We start from the raw sequence: 25,911 nt of genomic DNA, 5'->3' as shown, positions 1-25,911 counted from the left end.
TGATTAAGAGAGTTATGTTTTCGCCGCCGCTGCAGGCGGCCGAAGAAGAATGAAAGGAAAGGCCATGCTCGAATCCGCCGCCTATCTGGAGACCGCCCACGGCCGGAAATACCTGGCGCAGCTTTGCAAGCATTTCGCGCATAAGATCGCGGTCACCGTTTCGGAAGAGCACGGCGAATGTCAGTTCGCCTGCGGTCTCGGCATCCTCGATGCCGACGACGACGGCCTGCGCATGACCGCCCGGGCCGAAAACGGCGAGGACCTCGCCCAGACCCAGTCGGTGATCGAATCGCATCTCGCGCGCTTCGCCTTCCGTGAGGAGCTTCAGCCGCTCGACTGGCAGGGGCAGGACAAGGCCGGCTGACATCCGCATCCATCCAGCATGACAGGTAGACCATGAAACAGTTTTGCCCGCTCGCGGCCTTCGCCGCCCTTGCCCTTTCCATCCTGCCCGCCGGCGCCATGGACGTGACGACGGCGCGGGGAACGGTTGCGGTCGACGGCGTGCCGAAGACCATCGCCGTCTACGACATGGCCGCGCTCGACACGCTCGACCGCCTCGGCATCCGTCCGGCGGGCGTGCCGGACAAGCTCTATGTTCCCGCGCTGGAGCCGATCAAGGCGGGCGCGACGGCGGTCGGCACGCTGTTCGAGCCGGACCTTGAAGCGCTGAGCGCGCTCGGCCCCGATCTGATCATCGTGGGCAGCCGGTCCGCCGCCAGGGCGGACGTCACCGCCAAGGTGGCGCCGACCATCGACATGACCATCGACGGCGACGACCTCTTCGGGCAGGCGAAGCTTCGTCTTGCGGCCTATGGCGAGCTGTTCGACAAGGCGGCGGAGGCAAAGGCGATCGCCGGCGAGCTGGATGCCAAGCTTGCGGGCGCCCGGGCCGCGGTCGCCGGCAAGGGCAAGGCGCTGATCGTCATGACCAACGGGCCGAAGGTCTCCACCTACGGCCCCGGCTCGCGCTTCGGCTGGGTGCATGCGGCGCTCGACCTGCCGCCGGCGATATCCGAGATCGAGACGGCGACCCATGGCGAGGCGGTGTCCTTCGAGTTCATCCGCGAGGCGAACCCGGACTGGCTGCTGGTGCTCGACCGCGCCGCCGCGGTCGGCTCCAGCGAGCAGGCCGCCAGGGTGACGCTCGACAACGAGCTCGTCGCGGCAACGACGGCGTGGAAGAAGGGCCAGGTCGTCTACCTGCCGGCGCCGGATTTCTACATTGCGGCCGGCGGCGTGCAGTCGCTCGAACGCGTGCTCGCGACGATCACAGAGGCCTTTTCCGCCGCGAAATGAGTGCCGGCGCCCTGCATCCCTCCCTGCGGACAGGAACGGTCGCGGGCCTCGGGCTCGCGGTCCTTTTCGTGCTGAGCCTTGCCGTCGGCGTCAGCCCGCTGCCGCTAAGCCGGCTGCTGAGCGATCCCGAGGCGCTCCAGCTTCTCCTCGTCAGCCGCCTGCCGCGCACGCTTGCCGCGATCCTCAGCGGCGCGGGGCTGGCGATCGCCGGCCTCATCATGCAGACACTGGCGCGCAACCGCTTCGTCGAGCCCGCCACCGCCGGCACGGCGCAGAGCGCCGAACTCGGCATCCTCCTCGTCACGCTGCTCTTTCCCGCCGCCGCCCTGCCGGTCAAGACGCTCGTCGCCGGCGGCGCGGCCCTGCTCGGGACCTCGATATTCCTGGCGACCGCCCATCGCCTGCCGCCCGCCCAGCCTTTCCTCGTGCCGCTCTTCGGCATCGTCTATGGCGGGGTCATCGGCGCGGCGGCGACCTATGCGGCCTGGCAGGCGGATCTCCTGCAATTCCTCGCCGTCTGGACCAACGGCGACTTCTCCGGCGTGCTGCGCGGCCGCTACGAACTCTTATGGATCGCCGCCGTGATGGTCGCCATCGCCTGGTTCGTCGCCGACCGGCTGACCATCCTGGCGCTCGGGCGCGAGGCGAGCATCGGGCTCGGCATCGACTATGCCCGCATGATGCAGGTCGGCCTCGTCCTCGTCTCAGTCATCACGGCGCTGGCCGTCGCCGTCGTCGGCATGATCCCCTTTGTCGGCCTTGCCGTCCCCAACATCGTCTCGCGGCTGATGGGCGACAATGTGCGCGGCACGCTGGGCTGGGTCGCCGCCGGCGGTGCGGGGCTGGTGCTCGCCTGCGACATCGTCGGACGCCTCATCCGCTATCCTTACGAGATCCCCGTCGGCACGGTGATGGGCGTGGTCGGCGGCGCGATCTTCCTCTGGCTGCTCTTCCGGCGGGGCGCTCATGGCTGACCGCCGCCTTCTCGGCCTTGCCGCCGCGGCCCTTGCAGCCGCCGCCGCGTTCCTTGCGATCGGCCTCAAGGGCAACATCGCCTTCGTGCTGGAACTGCGGCTCGTGAAGCTCGCGGCGCTGGTGCAGGTGGGCGTGGCGATCGCCATTTCCACCGTGATCTTCCAGACCGTCACCGGCAACCGCATCCTGACGCCGTCGATCATGGGGCTCGATGCGCTCTATCTCTTCGGCCAGATGCTGATGGTCTTCCTGCTCGGCGGGGTCGGCTACGTGACGCTCGATCCGCAGATGAAGTTCGCCCTGGAGGTGCTGGTGCTGATGGCGCTCGCCTCGGCGCTGCTGCTGCCCATGCTGAAGAGCCGCCTCGACATGGGGCTGATGCTTTTGGCCGGCGTCGTGTTCGGCGTGCTGTTCCGCAGCCTGCATTCGCTGCTCGCCCGCCTCATCGATCCGAACGAGTTCTCCGTCGTGCAATCGGCGAGCTTCGCCAATTTCAACGCCGTGCGCACCGACCTCCTGCTTTTCGCCGCCGTCGTCACGGTCGTCGCCGCCGTCATCGCCTGGCGCGCGCGCCATGTGCTCGACATCGTCTCGCTCGGGCCGGATACGGCGACGGGCCTCGGGGTAAGCTGGGCGGGGACGGTGACGGGCCTGCTGCTGCTCGTCTCCGCGCTGGTCGCCGTCTCCACGGCGCTCGTCGGGCCGGTCGCCTTCTTCGGGCTTCTCGTGGCGGCGCTTGCCGAGCGCATCGTAAATACCCGCCGCCACGCCGTGCTGCTGCCGGCAGCCGCCCTTGCCGGCATCCTCGTGCTCGTCGGCGGGCAGACGCTGTTCCAGCATGCGCTCGGCAATGCGACGGCGCTCGGCGTCGTCATCGAATTCGTCGGCGGGCTCGTCTTCCTCCTGCTGCTGATCCTCGGGAGCCGCACATGATCCGGATCGAAAACGTCTCCTTCCGGCACCGCACGACGCCGATCCTCACGGATATCAGCCTGACGATCCCGAAGGGCGGTGTCGTGGCGCTGATCGGCCCGAACGGGGCGGGAAAGTCCTCGCTGCTCTCGCTCGTCGCCCGCCTGCAGCCGCTCCAGAAGGGCGCCATCGAGATCGACGGCCTGCCGGTAGGCACCACGCCCGGCCGTGAGCTCGCCCGCGTCGTCGCGATCCTGCGTCAGGACACGACGGTGGCAAGCCGCCTGAAGGTGCGCGAGCTTGTCGGCTTCGGCCGGTTTCCCCACGGTCGCGGGCGGCTCACCGCGGCCGACCATGCCATCGTCGAGGCGGCCATCGCCCGGTTCGACCTCGCCGATCTTGCCGACCGCTTCATCGAGACGCTCTCCGGCGGCCAACGCCAGCGCGCGCTCGTCGCCATGGCTTTCGCGCAGGGCACGGATTACCTGCTGCTCGACGAGCCGCTGAACAATCTCGACATGTATTACGCCCGCGAGCTGATGCGCGCGCTGCGCGGCATTGCCGACGATGATGGCAAGACGGTCGTCATCGTGCTGCACGACATCAACCAGGCGAGCGCCCATGCCGACCGCATCGTCGCGATGAAGGGCGGGCGCATCGTCGCGGACGGCACGCCGGCGGAGATCTTGACGCCGCAGACGCTGGAGGTCGTCTTCGGCTTCCGCATGCGGGTGGAGACGATCGAGGGCAAGCCCTTCGTGCTGCATCAGCTCTAGGGCCGATTGACGAACGGGGATCGGATGCGCATCAGTCCATCCATCGCATGCCGAGGGGGAGCAACATGGCCTATCCGGATACCTATTACCGCCGCACCATGACGGACCGGGCGGCGCGCCCCGCGCTCGCCGACACCCTCGACTGCGACACGGTGGTCATCGGCGGCGGCCTTGCCGGCCTCTCGACGGCGCTTCAGCTCGCGCGGGCGGGCCGCGGCGTCGTGGTGCTGGAGGCGGAAAGCATCGGCTTCGGCGCTTCCGGGCGCAATGGCGGCTTCGTCAGCGCCGGCTATGCGACGGGGGAGGGCAACATCGCCCGCATGGCCGGCGCGGCGGCGGCGGGCGAATTGCATCGCCTGTCGATGGAGGGCGTCGAATTCGTCCGCGACAATATCCGCACCCTCGGCCTCTCCGATGCAGATCTCCGGCCCGGCCTGACGAGCGTGCTGCGCTACGACGACGGCGCGCGCCTCAGGGCCGATGTGGAGGACGCGCGCCTGCGCTACGGCGAGGACGTCGCCTACATGGACCGTGACGCGGTGCGGGCGGTGCTGAAATCGGATCGCTACCATCAGGCGGTGCGCCATGGCGACGCCTTCCACATGCACCCCCTGAACTATCTGCGCGGCATCGCCCGGGAGATCGAGCGTCTCGGCGGGCGCATCTTCGAAGGCTCCGCGGCAACGGGGACCGATCTGGAGGGCGCGGAGAAGCGGGTGAGGACGGTGGGTGGCACGGTGACGGCGCGCGACGTCGTCTTCGCCACGGGCGGCTATACCGGGGCGCTGAATGCGCGGCTCCGGCGTGCCTTCCTGCCGATCGCCACCTATGTGATGGTCAGCGAGGAAGCGCCCGATCTCCTCGCCGCGGCCATCGCCACCCGCGACGCCATCGGCGACAACCGCCGGGCGGGCGACTATTACCGCCTTGTCGATGATGGCCGCCGGCTGCTCTGGGGCGGGCGCATCACCACCCGCGCCGCCTCGACCGAGGGGCTGGTGCGCGAACTGCGCGCCGAGATGGTCGGCACCTATCCGCAGCTTGCCGGCCTCAGGACCGAGCTCGCCTGGTCGGGCCTGATGTCCTATGCCCGCCACCTGATGCCCCAGGTCGGGCGCATGGCCCCCGGCGTCTGGCACTGCACCGCCTTCGGCGGCCACGGCCTCAACACGACGGCGATCGGCGGCAAGGTCATCGCGGAGGGCATTCTGGGAGAAAGCGAGCGCTACAGGCTCTTCCGGCCCTTCGGCCTCGTCTGGGCCGGCGGCCTTGCGGGGCTGGCGGTGGCGCAACTGACCTACTGGAAACTGCAGGCGCAGGACTGGTGGCGCGAGCGCGCGGGCTGAGACGAGCGGTGGGTGTCCGAACGGGGGTGTTGACTATCGCCGCCGCGGCCCCTCCTTCTTCGGGCAGCACATCGCATAGGGGGAAACCATGCCGGCATGGGCAGCTTGGCGCAGCCGGCGCTGCAGCGGGAGTTCGCGATGCTGGAGGAGGCGGACTGGGATCGCGGCATCTCCGTCACCCTTACAACGGCGTTCCTTTCGACCCGCCTCTACCTGCCGGACATGCTGGCGGACGGCTACGGCCGCATCGTCAACGAAGGCGAGCTATGTCAACGGCGCCGTGCTGGTGGTCGACGGCGGCAACATCCTCCAGGAACGAAAAGCCTGAGACCGATCGACATTCAGCCCATGCCGGCGCGCGGATTTCGGTTTCGCCGCGCCGCCATTTTGACCATAGTGACCGCACCCCAACGGGCGCCGCAGGCGCCAAGACCGGAAGGCTTTCCATGACTTATCCCTGGCCCGAGGCCGGCACGCGGCTCGAAGACGTCCCCACCCCCATGCCCGTCATCGACGAGGAGCGGCTTTCCGCCAACATCGCCCGCGCCCAGGCCTATTTCGACGGCCACGGCAAGGCCTTCCGCCCGCACATCAAGACCCACAAGATCGTTGCGGTCGCGAAGGCGCAACGTGCGGCCGGCGCCGTCGGCCTCAATTGCCAGAAGATCAGCGAGGCCGAGGTCTTCGCCGATGCCGGATTCGAGGACATCCTGATCACCTACAACATTCTCGGCGCGGCGAAGCTGAAGCGCCTACGCGCGCTGCACGAACGGGTGCCGCGCCTTGCCTTGGTCGCCGACAGCGCCGCGACCGTGGACGGGCTTGCCGGCGTCTTCGACGCCGCCCGCCCGCTGACCGTGCTCGTCGAATGCGATACGGGCGGACGTCGCTGCGGCGTGCAGACGCCGGAGGCGGCGGCGGAACTGGCGGCCCGGATATCCGCCGCGCCCGCCCTCCGCTTCGGCGGCATCCTCACCTATCCCGCGGCGGGCGGCGCCGAGGCCGTGGAGGCCTTCCTCGCCGGAACCATGGCCCTGCTGGCGGCAAGGGGCATCGATTGCCCGGTGCGCTCCAGCGGCGGTTCGCCGGACCTGTGGAAAGCCCACCTCGTGCCCTCCGCCACGGAGCACCGCGCGGGAACCTATGTCTACAACGACCGCAGCATGGTGCGCGCCGGCCATTGCACGCGGCAGGACCTCGCCATGCACATCCTTGCGACCGTCGTCTCGCGCCCGGCGGAGGACCGCGCCGTGCTGGATGCCGGCTCCAAGGCGCTGACCTCGGACCTCCTCGGCTTCAGCGATTACGGCGAGATCGAGGGCTACGAGGGCGCCCGCATCGTCTCGCTCTCGGAAGAGCACGCGGTGGTCGACCTCAAGGATTGCCGGGGCGCGTTTCCCGCCGTCGGCAGCGTGGTGCACATCGTGCCGAACCACACCTGCGTCGTCAGCAACCTGTTCGACCGCATGGTCTTCCATCGCGGCGGCATCGTCACGCGAGTGGAGCCGGTCGCCGCGCGCGGCACGGTCTGGTGAGGCCGTTGCGGGTGCCCCGCGATAGAAATTGATATTTTCTATAAAAATAGTCAAATAAAGAATGACGTGCCTGCCGGTCCCGCTTTCCGCTTGGTATCCCTATGACCATCGAGGATCACCAAGCGGAGCGGGAACGATGAACGCCCATGTCGAAAACACGCATTTCAACCTCCGCGGCGCCGCGGCGGTGGTGGACCACCCGGCCGATGCCGATGCGCTGAAGGCGGCGCTGCGCACGCTCGGCGGCGGCGTCAGCATCATCACGGCCGGAGAGGGCGAGGCCCGCACGGGCGCCACCGTCACCTCGGCGACGGCGCTCTCCGTCGAGCCGGCGCGCATGCTGGTCTCGCTCAACCGTACCTCCTCCACCTGGCCTGTCGTCGAGCGCTTCGGCCATCTCGGCATCAACATCGTCGGCGATGCCCATGAGGCGCTCGCCAACCAGTTCGCCGGCCGCGGTGGCCTGCGCGGCGCCGATCGCTATCGCGGCGCGGACTGGACCACCGCCGTCAGCGGCGCGCCGCTGCTTGCCGATGCCGTCGCGGCGATCGATTGCCTCGTCGAGGAGGCCATCGAGCGGCACAGCCACGTCATCGTCATCGGCAGGGTCCTGGCGATCCGCCTCGGCGCCGGCCGTTCGCTGCTCTACCAGGACGGCCGCTACCATGCCCTGTCCTGACGCCCGCTGAGCGGCGTCCCGCCGCTATCGCATCCAGACTCCATGCACTGCCATACCCCGCCGAGGGCGGGATCGAGACCCTGCGGCCGACGCGGCCCTTCCCACGCGATGAAAGGAAACACGATGACACGCAAGATCAGGCTCGGCGCCTTCCTTCCCGGTGGCGGCCAGCATGTCGCCTCCTGGCGGCATCCCGACCAGCCGGCGGACGGCGCCACCAGCTTCGAATTCCACAAGCAGCTTGCGCAGACCGCGGAGCGCGGCCTGTTCGACGCCTATTTCCTGGCGGACAACCTCGCCATCGGTTTCGGCGGGGCGCGCGAGGGCGGCAATGCCCGCGTGGCGGGCTTCGAGCCGGTGACGCTCTTTTCCGCGCTCGCACCCTTCACGACAAACCTCGGCTTCATCGCCACCGCCTCGACGACCTATGAGGAGCCCTACAACACGGCGCGCAAATTCGCCTCGCTCGACCTCATCTCCGGCGGCCGCGCCGGCTGGAACGTCGTTACCACGACGGGCGATCCGACCGCGCAGAACTTCAACCGCGAGACCCAGCTGCCGCATGCCGCCCGCTATCGCCGCGCCGCCGAGCATGTCGAGGTGGTCAAGAAACTCTGGGACAGTTTCGAGGACGACGCCTTCCTGCGCGACAAGGAGAGCGGCGTCTTCTACGACCCGGAAAAGCTGCACGAGAGCGAGCATCGCGGCGAGCATTTCCAGGTGCGCGGGCCGCTGAACGTCACCCGTTCGCCGCAGGGCCATCCCGTCATCGTGCAGGCCGGCCAGTCGGATGACGGCCGCGGGCTTGCTGCCGCCACGGCGGAAGTGATCTTCACCGCGCACCAGCACATCGGCACGGCGCAGGAATTCTACCGCGACATCAAGGCGCGCGCCCGCGGCCTCGGCCGCAACCCGGACCATATCCTCATCATGCCCGGCGTCTCGCCCTTCGTCGGCCGCACGCTGGAGGAGGCGCGGGAGAAATACGACCGGCTGACCGCGCTGATCGTCGAGGAGGACGGCGTCGGCCTGCTCAACGGGCTGACGGGCGGTACGCTCGACCTTCATGGCTACGATCTCGACGGCCCGCTGCCGCCCGCCCCGCCGACCGAGGGCATGAAGAGCCGTCAGGCGCTGATCCGCCAGATCGCCGACGAGAACAATTTCACCATCCGCCAGCTCTACCAGTGGATCGCCTCCGCCCGCGGCCACTACACGATCGTCGGCACGCCCGAGACGATCGTCGATACCCTGCAGGAATGGTTCGAGAACGAGGCCGCCGACGGCTTCAACATCCTGCCGCCCTGGCTGCCCACCGCGCTCGACGATTTTGTCGATCTCGTCATCCCCGAGCTCCAGCGCCGCGGCCTGTTCCGCACCCAATACGAGGGCACGACATTGCGCGAAAACCTCGGCCTGCCGTTCCCCGTCAACCGCTGGGCCGGCGCGCGCGCCGCCGTCCAGGCCGCCGAATAGGAGACGACCATGTCCTATGAGAACGTCAATTCCACCCTCGGCGCGGACTTCCGCCTCGGGAACCGGCCGTCCGCGCTCGCCGCGAAGCTGAAGGCGGTCGTCCCCGCCTTCCTCGCCCGCTACGGGCTGGTGGTCGCCTTCCTGGCCCTCTGGCAGATTTCCGCGAGCCGGGGCTGGGTCAACCCGGCTGTCTTCCCGCCGCTCGACGTCATCTTCTCGGCGCTGTGGGGCAGCATTTCCAGCGGAGCGCTGGTCGACGACGTCGCGATAAGCCTCCAGCGCGCCGGCATCGCCTTCGCCGCGGCCGTCGCCATCGGCATCCCGCTCGGCCTCGTCATGGGGCAGGCGCGCATCGTGGAGCAGGCGCTCGATCCGCTGTTCCAGTTCTTCCGCCAGACCTCGGCGCTGGCGCTCTATCCGGTCTTCATCCTGCTGCTCGGGCTCGGGGAGACCTCCAAGGTCTTCGTCATCTTCTGGGCCACCCTGTTCCCGCTGCTGCTTTCGACCATCGGCGGCGTGAAGGAAGTGGACACCAAGCTGATCGAGATGGCGCGGACCTACGGGGCGGGCCGGCTGGCCATCTTCCGCCGCGTGGTGCTGCCGGCCTCGGTCCCGGCCATCTTCGTGGGCCTGCGCCTTTCGGCCACCACGGCGCTGCTGCTGCTCATCGCCGCCGAGATGATCGGCGCCAACAAGGGCATCGGCTTCCAGGTCATGAACGCGCAGTACAATTTCCAGATCCCGCTGATGTTCGCGGCGATCCTGCTTCTGGCGCTGCTCGGCCTTGCCGCCAATGCCGTGCTCGTCCTTCTGCAGCGCAAGCTCTGCCGCTGGGCGCAGCCCGCCGCTTGATCCTCCCCTTCTTCTCTTCCCAAAGGAACACGGACATGACCTTCCATTCCCGCAAGCTGCTTCTTTCCGCCGCCCTCTTCCTCGGCCTTGCCGGCACCGCCGCGGCGGACGAGGTGACGCTGCGCTATCTCGCCAGCCAGGGCGACCTGTCCGCCCATGAGCTTGCCGCCGAACTCGGCTACTTCGAGGGCACCGGCATCACGCTCGAGAATATCGGCTATGCCGGCGGCGGCCCGGCTTCGCTGATCGCGCTTGCCTCCGGCGACGTGGAGCTCGGCAGCGCGGCCACCGCCGCCGTCCTCAACTCCATTGCCGTCGGCAACGATTTCGTCGCCGCCTATCCCTCGAACGGCGTCAACAAGGAGGTGCAGTCGGTCTTCTACGTGCTGGAGGACAGCCCGATCAGGGACATCAAGGACATTGCCGGCAAGAGCATCGCCGTCAACACGCTCGGCGCCCATCTCGACCATACGATCCGCGAGGCGCTGCATTCGGTCGGCCTGCCGACGGACGCGGCCAATCAGGTCGTCGTGCCGGGCCCGCAGCTCGAGCAGGTGCTGCGCTCCGGCCAGGTCGACATCTCGGCCTTCGGCTTCTGGCAGACGACCTTCGAGGGCGCGGCGCGCAAGAACGGCGGCTTGCGCGCGGTCTTCGACGACACCGAGGTGCTCGGCGAGATCGCCGGCGGCTTCGTCGTCCTGCGGCGCGACTTCGTCAAGGCGCATCCGGAGGCGGCGAAAACCTTCGTGGAACAGTCGGCCCGCGCGCTCGACTATGCCCGCGAGCATCCGGAGGAAACCCGCAAGATCCTCGCCAAGGCCCTGGAGGTGCGCGGCGAGAACCCGGACATCGCCCAGTATTTCCGCGGCTACGGCGTTCGCGCCGGCGGTCTTCCGGTCGAGCGGGACGTGCAGTTCTGGATCGACGTGCTGGTGCGCGAGGGCAAGCTGAAGGAAGGCCAGCTCGTTGCGAAGGATATCCTCTATTCGCCCGACGCGGCGACGAACTGAGGCGCGCACCATGAGCCTGTCCGCCGAAACGATCCGTGGAGAGGTGACGATCCGTCACCTCTCGAAGAACTACAGCCTGAACGGCCGGCCGCTGCCGGTCCTCAGCGATCTCAACCTCAAGATCCGCTCCGGCGAGAGCCTTGCCATCGTCGGCGCCAGCGGCTCGGGCAAGACGACGCTGCTGCGCATCCTCGCCGGGCTGGAGAATGCCGATGGCGGCGAGGTGCTGATCGACGGCAAGGCCGTCTCGGGCGTCGGCGCCGAGCGTGCCGTCATCTTCCAGGAGCCGCGCCTCTTGCCCTGGCTGACGGTGCTCGAAAACGTCGCCTTCGGCCTCGACACGCGCGGCGTCAGCCGTGCGGAGGCGCGAAACCGGGCGCGGCGCTATGTCCAGCTCGTGGGCCTGCAATCCTTCGAGAGCGCCTATCCGCGGCAGCTTTCCGGCGGCATGGCGCAGCGCGTCGGCATCGCCCGGGCGCTCGCCGTCCAGCCGGAGATCCTGCTGCTCGACGAACCGCTCGGCGCGCTCGATGCCATGACGAAGATCGGCATGCAGCAGGAGCTGACGCGCATCTGGCGCGACGAGGACGTGACGACCATCCTCGTGACGCACGACCTGGAGGAGGCGGTCTACCTTGCCGACCGCATCCTCATCCTGCCGCGCGAGAAGAACGCGGCGCCGCGGCTGATCGAGATCGACCTGCCGCGCCCGCGCGACCGCAGCGCGCCGGAATTCGTCCGCCACCGCGAGGAACTGCTGGACCTCTTCGGCCTGCACTGAGCGCGATCGCGCACGATTGCCTTTGACCCCGCCCGCTCCGGCCGATAGACGAACGTCTTGCGGCCGGGCAGGCGGGCTTTTTGCATGACGCCGCCGGGCCGGACGGGGCCGTTTGCGACCGGAGGACGCCATGACCGATCTTTTCGACGCCGCGCCGCGCACCGGCGCCATGCCGCTCGCCGCGGAGCTGCGTCCGGCAACGCTGGACGACGTGATCGGCCAGGAGAAGATCATCGGCGAGGGCACCATGCTGCGCCGGCGCATCGCGGCCGGAAGGCTCGGCAGCATCGTGCTCTACGGCCCGCCCGGCCTCGGCAAGACGTCGATCGCCCGCGCCATCGGCACCATGCTCGGCAAGAATTTCCGCCCGCTGCACGCCGCGCACAACAACGTGGCCGACATCCGCAAGATCGCCGACGAGGCGCGCATGCGCCCGACCCTGCTCTTCGCGGACGAGGTGCACCGCTTCAGCGCGACGCAGCAGGATCATCTCCTCGCGCTCTGCGAGGAGGGCGTCGCCGACTTCATCGGCGCGACGACCGGCAATCCCTACCACACGTTGACGCCCGCGCTCATCTCCCGCTCCACCATCCTGAAGCTGGAGCCGCTGACGCTGGAGGAGATGGAGGAGGTGGTGCGGCGGGGCCTTCGCCATCTTGCCGCGCGCGGCATCGCGGTGGAGCTGGAACCTGCGCAACTGCGCCGCATCGCCGGCCGCTCCGGCGGCGATGCGCGCCGCGCGCTGACGGTGCTCGAAAGCCTTGCTGTCGGGCACGCGCCGGGAAAACCCGTCGTCATCACCGAAGCGATGGTCGAGGAGGCCTATGCGGCTGCCCCCGTCAACCACGACCGGTCGGGCGATGCGCATTACGACGTGGTCTCGGCCTTCGTGAAGTCGATGCGCGGCTCCGACCCCGATGCGACGCTCTACTGGCTCGCGAGGCTGATCCACGGCGGCGAGGATCCGCGCTACATCGCGCGCCGCATCATGATCCATGCCTCGGAGGATGTCGGCCTTGCCGACAACACGGCGTTGCAGACGGCCGTGGCGGCGCTGCATGCGGTGGAGAAGATCGGCTATCCCGAGGCGCAGATCATCCTTGCCCATGCCGCCCTGCACGTCGCCCGGGCGCCGAAATCCAACTCCGCCTGCCGCGGCATCTCGCTGGCGCTCGCCCATGTGGCAAGGCAAGCGCCTTCTTCGGTGCCGATGCACCTGCGCGACGCGCATTACAAGGGCGCGGCGGCGCTCGGCCATGTCGGCTATGCCTTCCCGCATGATGACGGGCGGGGCTGGAGCGAGCAGGTCTATGCGCCGGACGTGCCGCGCGGCGCCTTCTACCAGAGCGATGCCCGCGAGGCGGGGACCTTCGAGCGGCGGGCCGACGAGCACTGGGACCAGATCACCGGCCGGCCGACGCCGCGCCGCTTCGGCGAGAAGCGCTGACCGCTACGATCCGGCAAGGCCTGCCCGCACCCGGTTGGCGACCGTCCAGGCGAGCAGCACGCAGGCGATCGGCTGGATATGCCATGTCCAGGCCGGCAGCGCGCCGAACCCGGCGACCAGCGCGCCGAGCGCGCCGAAAAGGAGCGCCCGGTCGCTCTTGCCCATCGGTCCCTCGTAGCTGCGGCCGTTGCCGTGGGCGACGCCGAGCACGCCGGCGAACTCCGTCAGCGCCGCAAGGAAGACGATGGCGGTGAACCACGGCAGGGAGAAGGGCGCCACCATCGCGAAGGGCAGGTAGAGCGCGGCATCGGAGACGACGTCGGCGATCTCGTTGAGATAGCCGCCGAGCGGGCTCTTCTGGCCGTGCTCGCGGGCAAGCATGCCGTCGATGGCATTCAGCCCCATGCGCAGCAGCATCCAGACTGGAACGAGCGCGAAGAGCGCCGGCGCGGGATTGGTGAGAAGGAGCGCGCCGATCCCCACCGAGACGAGGGCGGCGATCAGCGTCACCTGGTTGGCGGTGACGCCCATGGCCGCCAGCCGCCCCACCAGCGGGCGAAGCAGGCTCTGGAAGGACGACTTCAGTTTATAGATCGACATGTCAGCTCGAATCCGCTCGATTGCGTGCAACAAAAGAGGATGCAAACGATAGGAAATCAACTGCAAACATGCCTCCTCATCCGTATAGGTGCTGAGGTTCCCGCAGGAGAGAGGACAGCATGATCGAATCCGCATTCGCGAGCCATGACGGCGTGGAGCTTTTCTACCGCGCCTGGCCCGCCCGTTCGGGCACGGCGAAGGGGGCGGTCGTGCTCCTGCACCGCGGCCATGAGCACAGCGGGCGGGTGGCGCACATCGCCGAGGAACTCGGGCTCGACGACTTCGCCTTCTATGCCTGGGATGCGCGCGGCCACGGCCGCTCGCCCGGCGAGCGCGGCCATTCGCCGTCCTTCGCCCATTCGGTGCGCGATCTCGACTGCTTCGTCCGCCATGTCTGCGAGACCGGCGGCTTTTCCATGGACCAGGTCGCCGTCGTCGCCCAGAGCGTCGGCGCCGTGCTCGCCTCCACCTGGGTGCACGATTATGCCCCGAACATCCGCGCGCTGGTGCTGGCCTCGCCCGCCTTCGACGTGAAGCTCTACGTGCCCTTCGCGAAGGAGGGCATCGCGCTCTGGCAGAAGCTCAAGGGCACGTTCTTCGTCAATTCCTACGTCAAGGCCCGTTTCCTGACGCACGATCCCGCGCGCATCGCCTCCTTCGAGGCCGATCCGCTGATCACCCGCCCCATCGCCTCCAATATCCTCCTGGAACTCTACGAGGCGGCAGGCCGGGTGGTCGCCGATGCGCGCGCCATCACGGTGCCGACGCAGCTTCTCATCTCCGGCAGCGACTTCGTCGTGCGCCATGCGCCGCAGCACCGATTCTTCGAAAATCTCGGCAGCACGATCAAGGAGCGCCATGTGCTGCCCGGCTTCTACCATGACACGCTCGGCGAGCGGGACCGGGCGAAGGCGCTCGAAAAGGTGCGGACCTTCCTCCTCCAGCGTTTCGCCGGGCCGCCCGTGGTGGCCGACCTGCGGCGCGCGCATCTTTCCGGCCAGACCCGCGACGAGGCCGACCGGCTGGCGACGCCGCTCTCGCTTTTTTCGCTGCGCGGGTTCTACTGGGCGCTGACGCGCGCCTCGATCCGCCTCGGCGGCTTCTTCTCCAGGGGTATGGAGACGGGCGTGCGCACCGGCTTCGATTCCGGCTCGACGCTCGACTATGTCTACGAGGACCAGGCCCGCGGCCTCGGCCCCGGCGGACGGCTGATCGACCGGCAGTTCCTGAACGCCATCGGCTGGCGCGGCATCCGCCAGCGAAAAGTCCATCTGGAGGAGTTGATCGGCAAGGCGCTGACGCGCCTTCGGGCGGCGGGGCGGCCGCTGCGCGTGCTCGACATCGCCGCCGGCCACGGGCGCTACGTGCTCGATGCGGTCGCGGCGTCCGAGGCAAAGCCGGAGAGCATCCGCCTGCAGGACTATTCGCCGATCAATGTGGAGAAGGGCACGGCGCTGATCGCCGAACGCGGCCTTTCGGACGTGGCGGAATTCCACCGGGCCGACGCCTTCGACACGGAAGGGCTGGCCGCGATCGCCCCGCGGCCGACGCTCGCCATCGTCTCCGGCCTCTACGAACTCTTCCCGGACAATGCCCTGATCGAGGCCTCGCTGGCCGGCCTCGCGCGGGCGATGGAGCCGGGTTCGCTGCTCCTCTATACCGGCCAGCCCTGGCATCCGCAGCTCGAGATGATCGCGCGGGCGCTGACCTCGCATCGCGGCGGCGAGGCCTGGATCATGCGCCGGCGCAGCCAGCAGGAGATGGACCAGCTCGTGACCGCCGCCGGCTTCCGCAAGGTCGAGCAGCGCATCGACAAGTGGGGCATCTTCACCGTCTCGCTGGCCGAGCGCGGCTGAGGCGGCCATGGGGGAGGGCGTGGCATCCGTTCCAACCGTCGACCGCCGTGCGGTTTTTCGCGCGGCGGCGCTGTGGCTCGCCGTCCTGGCACCGTTCTTCTACCTGACCTACGGCTTTTCCAACGGACTGGCCGCACAGCGGGCGGCGGTGCCGAACCTTGCTTTCGGCTGGGAGCGGCACATTCCCTTCCTCGCCTGGACGATCCTGCCCTACTGGTCGATCAACGCTTTCTATGCGCTCTCGCTCTTCGTCAACGAGACGCCGGCGGCGGTCGGCCGACTGGCGCGGCGTTACCTCACGGCACAGGTCGTCGCCGTCCTCTGCTTCATCGCCTTTCCGTTGCAGGCGATCTTCGTGCGGCCGGAGACGCACGGCCTGCCGGGCTTCCTGTTCGACGTGCTCGGCGGCTTCGACAAGCCGTTCAACCAGGCCCCCTCGCTGCACATCGCCCTGCTGGTGATCATCTGGGATCACTGGCGCGGACGGCTGTGGGGGGCGGCACGTGCGATCTGGCATGTCTGGAGTTTCCTGATCGGCGCCTCCGTCCTCACGACATGGCAGCATCACGCCATCGATATCCCGACCGGCGCGCTGCTCGGCCTCTTCGCCCTCTGGCTGTTCCCGGCCGGCCGGACCGCGCCGCTGGCAGCGTTCCGCCCGGCGGCCGATACGAAGGCGCGGCGGCTCGCCGTCTCTTATGCCGCCGGCGCGCTCGTCTTCCTCATCCTCGTGGTGTGGACGACGTTTGCGACCGGGCTGGGGCTGCTGCTGCTCTGGCCGGCGCTCGCGCTTGCCCTCGTCGCGCTCGCCTATGCGGGCGCCGGGCCGGCCGTGTTCCAGAAGGAGGCCGACGGCCGCATCAGCCTTGCAAGCTTCTGGCTGCTGATGCCCTACAGGCTCGCGGCGCGGGTGAACGTCCGGTGCTGGACGCGGCGCCTGCCGCCCGCCGTCGAGATCGCCGACGGCGTCTTCCTCGGCCAGGTGCCCACGCGGCGCGCCCTTTCGACCTATGCCGCCGTCATCGACATGACGGCGGAGCTGCCGGGCCTTGCCGTTCCCGGCCTGTCCTGGCACGCCTTCCCGACGCTCGACCTGCTGCCGGTCCCCGCCGCCCGCATCCGCGAGGCGGCGCTGGCCGCCGAGGCGGCGGGGCGGCACGGTCCGGTCCTCGTCTGCTGCGCGCTCGGCTTCCAGCGCAGCGCGGTGGTCGCCGCCTGCGTGCTGATGCGAACGGGGCTTGCCAGCAGCGCCGCCGCGGCCGTCGCCCAGATCAGGGCGAAGGGACGGCCGGTGCATCTTGCGCTGGAGACCTATGCCGCCATCGAGGAGGCGGCGCGATGACGGAGTGGCAGAGGATCGTCATGGATGCCGCCCGGCGTCTCCGGCGCAACGGCCTTGCCGGCGGCGCGGCGGCGCTGCTGATCCTCGCCGTCGCGCCGCCGACGGCCGGCGCCCACGGTTTTTCCGGCCCGCTCGCCTGGGGCCTGCTGCTCGCCTTCTGCCTCTTGCCGCTGGCGCTTTCGGTGCATCTGCTGTTCGACGCCGCGCTTTTCCGGCTCGCCGCCTCTTATGACGGGGAAGCGGCGGGGCTTTCCGCCATCGACGACGGTCTCGCCCGCATGGGGCTGCGCGCCCGGGGAAGCGTGTCGGCAACGCTGCCGGAGCGCCTCCGGGGCTGCCGGCGGCTGCTCTGGTTGCAGCGGATCGCGCTGGCGATCGCCGCCATGCTCTACCTCGTCCTCCTGCTCGACGGGATGGAAGGAGGCGGCGCATGACCGCGAAGGGCGCATCCCTTTTGCAGACGGTCTCCGGCGCAGCGTTGGCCGGCCTAGCGCGCGCCGTCACCGGCGTGCGGCCGATCTGGGCCGGCTCGGCGCCCTATGGCCGCCAGCGCATCTATTTCGCCAACCATGCGAGCCACGGCGATTTCATCCTCATCTCCACCTGCCTGCCCTTTGCCGAACGCCGCCGCACGGCCGCCGTCGCAGGGGCGGACTACTGGAATGCCGGCCCGATCCGCCGCTTCATTTCCGGCAGGATGCTGCGCACGGTGCTCGTCGAGCGCAACTGGGTGGAGCGCAGCGCCGATCCGATGCGGGTCATGCTCGCCGCGCTCGATGCGGGCCAGTCGCTGATCTTCTTTCCGGAAGGCACGCGCAACATGACGGAGGAACCGCTCCTGCGCTTCCGCTCCGGCCTCTACAATCTTGCGACGCTTCGCCCGGATATCGAGCTTGTGCCCTGCTGGATCGAGAACATGTCGCGCGTCCTGCCGAAGGGCGCGCTCCTGCCCGTCCCGCTGCTCTGCCGCGTCATCTTCGGCGCCCCGCTGGTGCCTCGGGCGGGGGAGGAGCGCAAGGTTTTCCTCGACCGCGCCCGCCAGGCGCTTCTCGCCCTTGCGCCCCGAAAGGATGGAACCCGCTGATGAGCGACGACACGCGTCTTTTCCTCGGCCTCGTCTCGGTGCTCGTCATCGCGAGCCTCGTTGCCGCCGTGCTCTCCTGGCGCAGCGAGAAGCCGCTGCCGGCGACGCTGGAAAACCTCAATGCGCGCATAAAGGCCTGGTGGATCATGGTGGCGGGCATCAGCGTCGCCTTCCTGTTCGGCACGGGCGGCGTGATCCTGCTCTTCGCCTTCGTCTCCTTCGCGGCGCTGCGCGAATACGTCACCCTCACCAACACGCGCCGTGCCGACCGCTGGACGCTGCTCGGCATGTTCCTGATCATCGTGCCGGTGCAATATTACCTGATCTGGATCGACTGGTACGGGCTCTATTCGATCTTCATCCCCGTCTACTGCTTCCTCGCCATGCCGGCGCTGACGGCGATACGCGGCGACACGTCCCGTTTCCTCGAACGGGTCAGCGAGCAGCAATGGGGCATCATGCTGTCGGTCTACTGCATCAGCCATGTGCCGGCGCTGGTGACGCTGCCCATTCCGGGCAACGAGGAGCGGGGCCTGCTGCTCATCGCCTTCCTCATCGCCACAGTGCAGGGCAGCGACGTGCTGCAGTATATTTTCGGAAAGCTCTTCGGCAGGCACAAGGTGGCGCCCAGCATCTCGCCGTCGAAGACCTGGGAAGGGCTGATCGGCGGCATTGCCAGCGCCTCGCTGCTCGGGGCGGGGCTCTACTGGCTGACGCCCTTCTCGCCGTTCGAAGCCGGCGGTCTGGCCGCGCTCGCCTGCATCATGGGCTTCTTCGGCGGCCTCGTCGCCTCCGCCATCAAGCGCGACCGCGGCGTGAAGGACTGGGGCCACATGATCGAGGGCCATGGCGGCATGCTCGACCGCGCCGACAGCCTCGTCTTCGCCGCCCCGGTCTTCTTCCACATCGTGCGGTATGCGTGGACGTGAGGAGCGACGTTGCGCTCGCCCGGCCTTTCGGGCAAAACCGTTCCTAGAGTTTGTCAGGGAAAAGCGGGGACCGGTTTTTCCGAAGAGACAAGCGAAAACAAAGAAACCTGGAGTCCGTCAGATTCACAATGAACCTGGCAGACTCTGGATCAACATGATGGGAGATTTCCAATGATCAAGCGTATCAAGCCCGGCCAGCGCTTCTGCCAGGCCGTCGTCGTCAACGGCGTCGTCACGACCGCCGGCATCACCGCCGCCGGCGCCGATACCGCCGCCCAGACCCGCGACATCCTCGCCGCGATCGACGGCCTCCTGGCCGAAGCCGGCACCTCCAAGGCCAAGCTGATCAGCGCCAATATCTGGCTGCGCGACATCGCCCATTTCGCCGCGATGAACGAGGTCTGGGACCAGTGGGTAGACCAGGACAACCTGCCGGTCCGCGCCACGGTCGAGGCTCGCCTCGCGACGCCGGGCCTGCTGGTCGAGATCCAGGTGACCGCGCTCGCCTGAGACAGGGCGCCTGCGTTCCTTCAGGCGGAGTCCAGCACGTCGCCGAGGGCGTCGACCAGCATGTCGGCGTTCTCGCGGGAGAAGACGAGAGGCGGGCGGATCTTCAGGACGTTGGCCCTGGGGCCTGAGGCGCTGATCAGCACGCGGCGGGCGCGCAGGCCGTTGACGATGCGGCTCGTCAGCGCGGCGTCGGGCTGTTTCGTCGCGGGATCGGAAACGATCTCGGCGCCGATGAAGAGGCCTGAGCCGCGGACGTCGCCGAGGGCGGGATGGCGGGCGGCCAGGGCCTTCAGGCCCTCCGTCAGGTAACGGCCGACGTCCAGGGCGTTCTGCTGCAAACCCCCCTGCCGGATCGTGTCGAGCACCGCCTTGCCGGCGGCGGCGGCAACGGGATTGCCGCCGAAGGTGTTGAAGTAGCGGGCGCGGGGGCCGAACTCGGCGATCATGTCCGGGCGCAGCACGATGCCGGCCATCGGGTAGCCGTTGCCCATCGGCTTGCCGATCGTCACCATGTCCGGGGAAACGCCGTGGCGCTCGAAGCCCCACATCGTCTCGCCGGTGCGGCCGAAACCGGGCTGCACCTCGTCGGCGACGAAGAGGCCGCCGGCGTCATGGATCGCGTCCACCGCCGGCTTCAAAAAGCCCTTCGGACCGGCGAAGATGCCGTCGCTCGAAAAGATCGTGTCGGCGATCAGCATGGCCGGCCTGATGCCGTGGCGCTTCAGGTCGGCGATGGCCGCGCTGACGTCGCGGCCGAATTTCTCCATCATCTCGTCCGGCGCATGGCGGTAGCTGTCGGGCGCCGGCACGGTGCGCACATGGGCTCCGAGCGCCACCGCCTCGCCGAGCGAGGGGGAGAATTCGGCGACCGCGCCCGTCAGGCCGTGATAGGCGAGTTCCGTCGCGATGATGCCGGTGCCGCCGGTGACGAAGCGGGCGATGCGCACGGCAAGGTCGTTCGCCTCGCTGCCGGTGCAGGTGAACATCACCTGGCTGAGCGTGTCGGGGAAGGTCGCGGTCAGCGCCTCGGCATAGTCGACGATGCCTTCGTGCAGGTAGCGGGTATGGGTGTTGAGCAGGGCGGTCTGGCGGGTGATCGCCTCCACGACGCGCGGATGGCAATGGCCGACCGAGGCGACGTTGTTGTAGGCGTCGAGATATTTCTCGCCCGCCGCGTCATAAAGGAAAACGCCTTCGCCGCGCACGAGATGCAGCGGCTCCTCGTAGAACAGGCGGTAGGCGGGGCCGAGCACCTTTTCCCGGCGGGCGACAAGCGCCCGTTCGGCCTCGCCGAGCCGTTCGAGATCCGCGCGCGAAAATGCATTCACCATCGACATGGTCAGGCCTCGGAAAGGTTGGGCGCGAGCTTTTTCAGCCCGGCCGGGGTGAGATCGGCGATATTGTGCAGGCCGCGCCGGGCGGCGGCGTGGTTGCGCAGGATGTAGTCCCGGTTCTCCGGGAAGCGGGCGGAGCGCCATTCGGCGATGATGATCGACATGGCCAGCCGGCAGCGCGTCAGGAGCGGCAGGAGGTCGAGTTCGGCCGGCTCCAGGTTGCGCGCCGATTGGAAGCCGGCGAGGAAGGCGCCGGCGCGCGCCGCCCAGTCGTCCGTCGAAAGGTGATAGGAGAGCGCGACGGCAAGGTCGTTGACCAGCGGCGCATGGACCATGTCGCCGAAATCGATGATGCCGGCCACCTGCGCCGGTTCCGCGGGGTCGAGCAGGATGTTGTGCGGGTTGAAGTCGTTGTGGATGATCTGCCGGCGGGTGAGGCCTTTTATAGCGGGAAGCGCCCGCGCGAACTCGGCCAGCACCGTTTCCACCTGAGCCCGCCGCTCCGGCGCGACATGGCCGGTGAGCGCGTGAAGGTCGAGCATGTGGGAAATGTCCCACAGCAGCTTTCCCGCCGGCGGGCGGCCGTCATAGGTCGCAAGGCCGAGGCCGAGTTCGGCGAGCGCGCGGCCGACATTGCGGCTCTGTGCGGGCGATGCGGGCGTGCGATGTTGCAGTTCGCCGTCGAGGAAGGTGAGGAGGCGCATGATGCGCGGCCCGTCGGGGGTGGAAAGCGTGTGGCCCCGTCCGCCGTCCTTCGTCGGCACGATCCGCGGCACGGGCACGGCCGGGGCGGCCGCCGCGAGGTGCAGCAAGGCGCCGTCCTGGAATTCCAGCGCGGCGGGATCTTCCGCGGGATTGGCGATCTTCAGGACGAAGGCCCCGCCGTCGGCCCCTATGAAGAGGAATGTCTCGTCCCGCTCGCTGGAAAGCCGCCTGGCCGTGCCGGCAAGGCCGTAGACCGCCGCGACGGCGGCCTCGGCGTCGCCGGGCGCCGTCGCGCTCCAGGTCGCCGACAGGGAGTCCGTCTTTTCGGTGGCCGGCGCCCGCTGCGTCATGCCTGCTCCGTACGTTCCGCTTGAAACCTGTCAAAAAAGATGCATCAAATATTTTGTTACTCGATTTTGCGGACCGGTTCCATGGCGGAATTCACCACACTCGATCATGAGAACCTGAGCAGCGTCGTCTACGGCGCGCTGTGCGACGCGTTGATGCAGGGGCGGTTCCAGCCCGGCGACCGGCTGAAGATCCGGGACCTCGCCGAACAGTTCGGCACCAGCGTCACGCCGATCCGCGACGCCATCCTGCGGCTTGCCAATGACGAGGCGATCACCTTCCGCTCGCCGCGCGACATCCGCATCGCCGGCCTCAGCGAGAGCCGCTACCGGGAGATCCGGGCGATCCGCATCCGGCTGGAGGGGCTGGCGGCGGAGACCGCCGCGCAGGTGGCGACGAGCGCGGATATCCAGGCGCTGGAGCGGATCCTGCGGGAAAACGAGCAGGCGATCGCGGCGGGGGACCGGCTGAAGGGCACGCAGCTCAACCAGGCTTTTCACTTCCTCCTGCCGCAGATCGCCGGGCTTGCCGTGCTGACCAGCATCCTGCGGCGGCTCTGGCTGCAGATGGGGCCGCACATTTCCGACGTTTACATCGCGGGCGGCCGGGCGATGATCGACCATCACTATCCCGTCGTCGAGGCGCTCAAGCGCCACGATCCCGCTGCCGCCTCGATGGCCGTCGCCGACGATATCCTCATCGGCGGAAAGCCGATCCTCGACCGCATCGAAGCGGCCGGCGTGCCAGGCCCGGTGCATCCCCGGCGATAGCTTCCAATCCGGAAATGGCCTATTACGATGTATCAAGCATCAATGGAGACCGCAGATGACCGATGAACGCCGTTACATGTTGCTGACCGGGGCGAGCCGCGGCATCGGCCATGCGACGGTCAAGCTCTTCCAGGCGAAGGGCTGGCGCATCTTCACCGTTTCCCGCCAGCCCTTTTCCGAGGAATGCGCCTGGCCGTCGGCGCGGGAAAGCCATATCCAGGCGGATCTCGCGGACCTTGCGCAGATCGACAGGCTGGCCGCGACCGTGCGCGAGCGGCTGCCCAACGGCCGGCTGCATGCGCTGGTCAACAATGCCGGCATTTCACCGAAGGGGCCGGGCCGCAGCCGCCTCGGCGTGCTCGATACGGATGCCGACGTCTGGATGCAGGTGCTCAACGTCAACATCGTCTCGACGGCGCTGATCGCCCGCGCGCTGATGCCGGAGCTGGAAGCGGCGAAGGGGTCGATCGTCAACGTCACCTCCATCGCGGGCTCCCGCGTGCATCCCTTCGCGGGCGTCGCCTATGCGGCCTCCAAGGCGGCGCTTGCGGCGCTGACGCGCGAGATGGCGCATGAATTCGGCCCCCGCGGCGTGCGGGCCAATGCGATCGCGCCGGGCGAGATCGAGACCTCGATCCTTTCGCCGGGCACGGACGAACTGGTCGCGGAGGAGGTGCCGATGAGACGGCTGGGAGAGCCGCGCGAGGTCGCCGAAACCATCCATTTCCTCTGCACCGGGCAATCGTCCTATATCAACGGCGCCGAAATCCACATCAACGGCGGGCAGCACGTCTGACCCCGGGCGGGCGCCGGCATCGTCAGGCCCGTCGCTGCAAGGCGCCGGCCAGCACCTCGTAGACGTGGGGTTCCAGCATGTGCGCCACGTTGAAACGCATGAAGCCGGCGGCGCTCTGCGACACGCTGAAGACGTTGCCGGGGGCGAGCACGAGACCGTCGGCAAGGGCGGCCTGCGCGACCTCGCCGGAATCCAGCCCCTCCGGCAGCCGGCACCACAGATTGAAGCCGCCGCGCGGCAGCAGCCAGGGCGTGATGCCGAGCCGGGACAGCCGCTCGGCCGTCTCGCGCCGGGCGCGCACCAGCCGGCGCCGGAGGTCCTCCATGTGTTTGCGGTAGCCGCCGCCGGCGAGCATATGGGCGATGATCTCGCTGGAGATCGGGCTCGGGCCGCCGAAATTTGTGGCGATCTGCAGATCGACCAGCCCCTCGACCCAGTCCGGCCGCGCGGCGATATAGCCGCAGCGCGCCGAGGCCGAGAGCGTCTTGGAGAAGCTGCCGATGCGGATGACGCGGTCGAGCCCGTCGAGCGCGGCAAGCCGGGTGGAGGGCTCCGGTTCGAAATCGGCGAAGATGTCGTCCTCGACGATGATCGTCTCGCTGCCGGCCGCCGCATTCAGCAGGCGGTGCGCCACCTGCGGCGACAGGGTCGCGCCGGTCGGGTTGTGGATGGCGGAGGTGGTGACGTAGAGCCGCGGCCGCTCCGCGGCAAGCACCGCCTCGAAGGCCGCGATGTCGGGGCCTGACGGCGTATAGGGCACGCCGACGACGGTCACCTGGTGCGCCTTCAGCAGCGCCTGGAAATTGAAGTAGCAGGGATCGTCCACCAGCACCGTGTCACCCGGGCGCAGCAGGAAGCGGCCGATCAGGTCGAGCGCCTGCGTGCCCGTGCTCGTCAGCATCAGGTGCTCCGGCCCGGCTGAAATGCCTTCCTCCGCCAGCCGGCCGAGCAGCAGCCGGCGCAGCGCCGCCGAGCCGCGCGTGCTGCCGTAGTAGGACAAGAGGTCGCTATCGCCCTTCGCCAGGCTGCGGATCGCCCGGCGCAGCGCCGCGTCCGGCATCCAGTCCGCCGGCAGCCAGCCGCAGCCGGGTTTCGGCACGGCCGCGTCGGCATCGAGCGACTGGCGCGACACCCAGAACGGGTCCACCGCGCGCGCCTTCGGGGTCTCGGCCTCCGCCAGTTTCAGCGGGGGCAGGGCGCTGCCTGCGACATAGAAGCCGGAGCCGCGCTGCGCCCGGATCAGCCCCTCCGCGGCCAGCCGGTCATAGGCCTCCACGACGGTGGAGGGCGAAACGCCCATCGTGGCGGCGAACCGGCGGATCGAGGGCAGCCGGTCGCCCGGCGCGAGCGCGCGGCTGGCGATGCGGCCGTTGATCGCCGCCATGACCTTGGAAATCCGGCTGGTGCTTTCGGTCATGTTCTCGCCCTCTGCATCACGACATCCGCCGATGGAATTCGCGGCGCTGGCTTGCCATATGCGATTGTCCTGCTGTGTGTATGGGGTCTTTAACCGGTACAGTTCTTTTGAATTGTATTGCTCCTTGCCTGTCTTCGCCAGCCCTGCCGCCGTAGAAGGAGGATGAATGCGAGGAAAAATGAGAACATCCATGGAAGGCTGGGGCAGCGGGCTTGCCGGCGTCGTCATCTTCAGCGGCTCGTTGCCGGCGACACGTCTGGCGGTGGCGGATTTCTCGCCGCTGTTCCTGACGTCGGCCCGCGCGGTGATCGCGGCGCTGCTGGGCGCGGCGCTGCTTTTTCTCCTGCGCCAGGCAAGGCCGTCGCGCGAGGCGCTTTTCCCGCTGGCGATCGTCGCGCTCGGCGTCGTCGTCGGCTTTCCCCTGCTGACGGCGCTGGCGCTGCAATACATCACCTCCGCCCATTCCATCGTCTTCGTCGGGCTCCTGCCGCTGGCGACCGCCGTCTTCGCCGTGCTGCGCGGCGGGGAGCGGCCGAAGCCGCTGTTCTGGCTGTTTTCCGGCATCGGCAGCGCGACGGTGGTGGGCTTCGCGCTGAATGCGGGCGGGGAGACCTCGCTCGTCGGCGATCTCCTGATGGTCGCCGCCATCATCGCCTGCGGCCTTGGCTATGCGGAAGGCGCGAAGCTCTCGCGCACGCTCGGCGGCTGGCAGGTCATTTCCTGGGCGCTGATCCTCTCCCTGCCGCTGATGTCGGTCATCGCGCTCGCCTCGCTGCCCGGCACCTTCGCCGGCATCGACGGCGGTGCCTGGGCGGGGCTTGCCTATGTCTCGGTGTTCAGCATGCTGATCGGCTTCGTCTTCTGGTATCGGGGTCTTGCGCGCGGCGGCATCGCGGCGGTGGGGCAGTTGCAACTGCTCCAGCCCTTCTTCGGCCTGCTGCTCGCCGCCTTCCTGCTGCACGAGCGCGTGAGCCCGACGATGCTGGTCACGACGCTCGCCATCGTGCTTTGCGTGGCCGGTGCCCGTAGATTTGCCCGCTAGCGGCCCCTGAGTGCGTCCGGCGTCGTTCGAGCGATGGAGACGGCGCGCGAAATCTGCTATGGCTCTTGCCAGCGGTCCGCGCCTTCGGCG

Annotated in this window: 27 protein-coding genes; 23 read left to right on the top strand and 4 right to left on the bottom strand. The window is 68.7% G+C overall.

The features are described 5' to 3' along the window. Window positions 1–64: 64 nt before the first annotated feature. The 14 genes from AB3G45_RS04500 (at window position 65) to AB3G45_RS04435 (ending at window position 13,088) form a co-directional block, all read left to right on the top strand. Complete coding sequence (locus AB3G45_RS04500; RefSeq protein WP_367829446.1) at window positions 65–364, top strand: DUF2218 domain-containing protein; 300 nt, start codon at window positions 65–67, stop codon at window positions 362–364. Window positions 365–396: 32 nt separating this feature from the next. Then, window positions 397–1,299 carry a siderophore ABC transporter substrate-binding protein gene (locus AB3G45_RS04495; RefSeq protein ID WP_367829445.1) on the top strand — a complete coding sequence of 301 codons (903 nt, stop codon included), beginning with the start codon at window positions 397–399 and terminating at the stop codon, window positions 1,297–1,299. Next, window positions 1,296–2,273: an ABC transporter permease gene (locus AB3G45_RS04490; RefSeq protein ID WP_367829444.1), complete on the top strand. Its 978-nt coding sequence runs from the start codon at window positions 1,296–1,298 to the stop codon at window positions 2,271–2,273. The genes AB3G45_RS04495 and AB3G45_RS04490 overlap by 4 nt, the downstream gene beginning before the upstream one ends. Further along, window positions 2,266–3,207, top strand: coding sequence for an iron chelate uptake ABC transporter family permease subunit (locus AB3G45_RS04485; RefSeq protein WP_367829443.1), 942 nt, complete (start codon window positions 2,266–2,268; stop codon window positions 3,205–3,207). Before AB3G45_RS04490 ends, AB3G45_RS04485 begins: the two co-directional genes overlap by 8 nt. After that, window positions 3,204–3,962 (top strand): ABC transporter ATP-binding protein, encoded by a 759-nt coding sequence (locus AB3G45_RS04480; protein ID WP_367829442.1) that lies wholly within the window; start codon window positions 3,204–3,206, stop codon window positions 3,960–3,962. The genes AB3G45_RS04485 and AB3G45_RS04480 overlap by 4 nt, the downstream gene beginning before the upstream one ends. A gap of 65 nt (window positions 3,963–4,027) precedes the next feature. Further along, entirely contained in the window at window positions 4,028–5,308 is a 1,281-nt protein-coding gene (locus AB3G45_RS04475; protein WP_367829441.1) for an NAD(P)/FAD-dependent oxidoreductase, read from the top strand. A 96-nt stretch (window positions 5,309–5,404) separates the two neighbouring features. Continuing rightward, window positions 5,405–5,758, top strand: a complete 354-nt coding sequence (locus AB3G45_RS04470; protein ID WP_367829440.1) for a hypothetical protein — start codon at window positions 5,405–5,407, stop codon at window positions 5,756–5,758. Beyond that, the gene (locus AB3G45_RS04465; protein ID WP_367829439.1) at window positions 5,755–6,843 is read left to right on the top strand and encodes a D-TA family PLP-dependent enzyme; all 1,089 of its coding nucleotides are present in this window, start codon (window positions 5,755–5,757) and stop codon (window positions 6,841–6,843) included. The genes AB3G45_RS04470 and AB3G45_RS04465 overlap by 4 nt, the downstream gene beginning before the upstream one ends. A gap of 136 nt (window positions 6,844–6,979) precedes the next feature. Next, on the top strand, window positions 6,980–7,522 hold the full coding sequence (locus tag AB3G45_RS04460) for a flavin reductase family protein (RefSeq protein ID WP_367829438.1): 543 nt from the start codon (window positions 6,980–6,982) through the stop codon (window positions 7,520–7,522). Between the two features lie 123 nt (window positions 7,523–7,645). Further along, the gene (locus AB3G45_RS04455; protein WP_367829437.1) at window positions 7,646–8,998 is read left to right on the top strand and encodes an LLM class flavin-dependent oxidoreductase; all 1,353 of its coding nucleotides are present in this window, start codon (window positions 7,646–7,648) and stop codon (window positions 8,996–8,998) included. A gap of 9 nt (window positions 8,999–9,007) precedes the next feature. Next, window positions 9,008–9,850 (top strand): ABC transporter permease, encoded by an 843-nt coding sequence (locus AB3G45_RS04450; protein ID WP_367829436.1) that lies wholly within the window; start codon window positions 9,008–9,010, stop codon window positions 9,848–9,850. A gap of 35 nt (window positions 9,851–9,885) precedes the next feature. Continuing rightward, a complete protein-coding gene (locus AB3G45_RS04445) occupies window positions 9,886–10,860 on the top strand; it encodes an ABC transporter substrate-binding protein (protein ID WP_367829435.1) in 975 nt (324 codons plus the stop codon). 10 nt (window positions 10,861–10,870) lie between these two features. Beyond that, entirely contained in the window at window positions 10,871–11,641 is a 771-nt protein-coding gene (locus AB3G45_RS04440) for an ABC transporter ATP-binding protein (RefSeq protein ID WP_367829434.1), read from the top strand. Window positions 11,642–11,771: 130 nt separating this feature from the next. Beyond that, window positions 11,772–13,088 (top strand): replication-associated recombination protein A, encoded by a 1,317-nt coding sequence (locus tag AB3G45_RS04435; RefSeq protein ID WP_367829433.1) that lies wholly within the window; start codon window positions 11,772–11,774, stop codon window positions 13,086–13,088. 3 nt (window positions 13,089–13,091) lie between these two features. Here the strand turns inward: AB3G45_RS04435 and AB3G45_RS04430 are convergent, their stop codons facing one another. Continuing rightward, the gene (locus AB3G45_RS04430) at window positions 13,092–13,688 is read right to left on the bottom strand and encodes a CDP-alcohol phosphatidyltransferase family protein (protein ID WP_367829432.1); all 597 of its coding nucleotides are present in this window, start codon (window positions 13,686–13,688) and stop codon (window positions 13,092–13,094) included. 119 nt (window positions 13,689–13,807) lie between these two features. Between AB3G45_RS04430 and AB3G45_RS04425 the strand changes: the two genes are divergently transcribed. The 6 genes from AB3G45_RS04425 (at window position 13,808) to AB3G45_RS04400 (ending at window position 19,409) form a co-directional block, all read left to right on the top strand. After that, window positions 13,808–15,544 (top strand): bifunctional alpha/beta hydrolase/class I SAM-dependent methyltransferase, encoded by a 1,737-nt coding sequence (locus tag AB3G45_RS04425; RefSeq protein WP_367829431.1) that lies wholly within the window; start codon window positions 13,808–13,810, stop codon window positions 15,542–15,544. A gap of 19 nt (window positions 15,545–15,563) precedes the next feature. After that, window positions 15,564–16,886 (top strand): serine/threonine protein phosphatase, encoded by a 1,323-nt coding sequence (locus AB3G45_RS04420; RefSeq protein ID WP_367829430.1) that lies wholly within the window; start codon window positions 15,564–15,566, stop codon window positions 16,884–16,886. After that, window positions 16,883–17,320 carry a hypothetical protein gene (locus AB3G45_RS04415; protein WP_367829429.1) on the top strand — a complete coding sequence of 146 codons (438 nt, stop codon included), beginning with the start codon at window positions 16,883–16,885 and terminating at the stop codon, window positions 17,318–17,320. The genes AB3G45_RS04420 and AB3G45_RS04415 overlap by 4 nt, the downstream gene beginning before the upstream one ends. Next, window positions 17,317–17,970, top strand: a complete 654-nt coding sequence (locus AB3G45_RS04410) for a lysophospholipid acyltransferase family protein (RefSeq protein ID WP_367829428.1) — start codon at window positions 17,317–17,319, stop codon at window positions 17,968–17,970. Before AB3G45_RS04415 ends, AB3G45_RS04410 begins: the two co-directional genes overlap by 4 nt. Beyond that, entirely contained in the window at window positions 17,970–18,899 is a 930-nt protein-coding gene (locus AB3G45_RS04405) for a phosphatidate cytidylyltransferase (protein WP_367829427.1), read from the top strand. The genes AB3G45_RS04410 and AB3G45_RS04405 overlap by 1 nt, the downstream gene beginning before the upstream one ends. 171 nt (window positions 18,900–19,070) lie before the next feature. Beyond that, window positions 19,071–19,409, top strand: coding sequence for a RidA family protein (locus tag AB3G45_RS04400; protein ID WP_367829426.1), 339 nt, complete (start codon window positions 19,071–19,073; stop codon window positions 19,407–19,409). Window positions 19,410–19,429: 20 nt separating this feature from the next. On the opposite strand, the gene AB3G45_RS04395 is transcribed toward AB3G45_RS04400, so the two are convergent. Next, window positions 19,430–20,746, bottom strand: coding sequence for an aspartate aminotransferase family protein (locus AB3G45_RS04395; RefSeq protein ID WP_367829425.1), 1,317 nt, complete (start codon window positions 20,744–20,746; stop codon window positions 19,430–19,432). Window positions 20,747–20,748: 2 nt separating this feature from the next. Further along, entirely contained in the window at window positions 20,749–21,798 is a 1,050-nt protein-coding gene (locus AB3G45_RS04390; protein ID WP_367829424.1) for a phosphotransferase, read from the bottom strand. A gap of 81 nt (window positions 21,799–21,879) precedes the next feature. Here AB3G45_RS04390 and AB3G45_RS04385 point away from each other — a divergent pair, with 81 nt between their 5' ends. Beyond that, window positions 21,880–22,566: a GntR family transcriptional regulator gene (locus tag AB3G45_RS04385; protein WP_367829423.1), complete on the top strand. Its 687-nt coding sequence runs from the start codon at window positions 21,880–21,882 to the stop codon at window positions 22,564–22,566. A 55-nt stretch (window positions 22,567–22,621) separates the two neighbouring features. Further along, on the top strand, window positions 22,622–23,362 hold the full coding sequence (locus tag AB3G45_RS04380) for an SDR family NAD(P)-dependent oxidoreductase (protein WP_367829422.1): 741 nt from the start codon (window positions 22,622–22,624) through the stop codon (window positions 23,360–23,362). A gap of 22 nt (window positions 23,363–23,384) precedes the next feature. Here AB3G45_RS04380 and AB3G45_RS04375 read toward each other — a convergent pair whose 3' ends face one another. Then, window positions 23,385–24,779 carry a PLP-dependent aminotransferase family protein gene (locus AB3G45_RS04375; protein ID WP_367829421.1) on the bottom strand — a complete coding sequence of 465 codons (1,395 nt, stop codon included), beginning with the start codon at window positions 24,777–24,779 and terminating at the stop codon, window positions 23,385–23,387. A 178-nt stretch (window positions 24,780–24,957) separates the two neighbouring features. On the opposite strand from AB3G45_RS04375, the gene AB3G45_RS04370 reads away from it, so the two are divergent. Continuing rightward, entirely contained in the window at window positions 24,958–25,821 is an 864-nt protein-coding gene (locus AB3G45_RS04370; RefSeq protein ID WP_367829420.1) for a DMT family transporter, read from the top strand. Window positions 25,822–25,911: the final 90 nt, after the last annotated feature.

The organism is Shinella sp. S4-D37, from assembly GCF_040812195.1.
Taxonomy (GTDB): Bacteria; Pseudomonadota; Alphaproteobacteria; order Rhizobiales; family Rhizobiaceae; genus Shinella.
The sequence above is the reverse complement of the archived record's forward strand: the minus strand, read 5'-3'. Positions and strand labels throughout refer to the sequence as shown.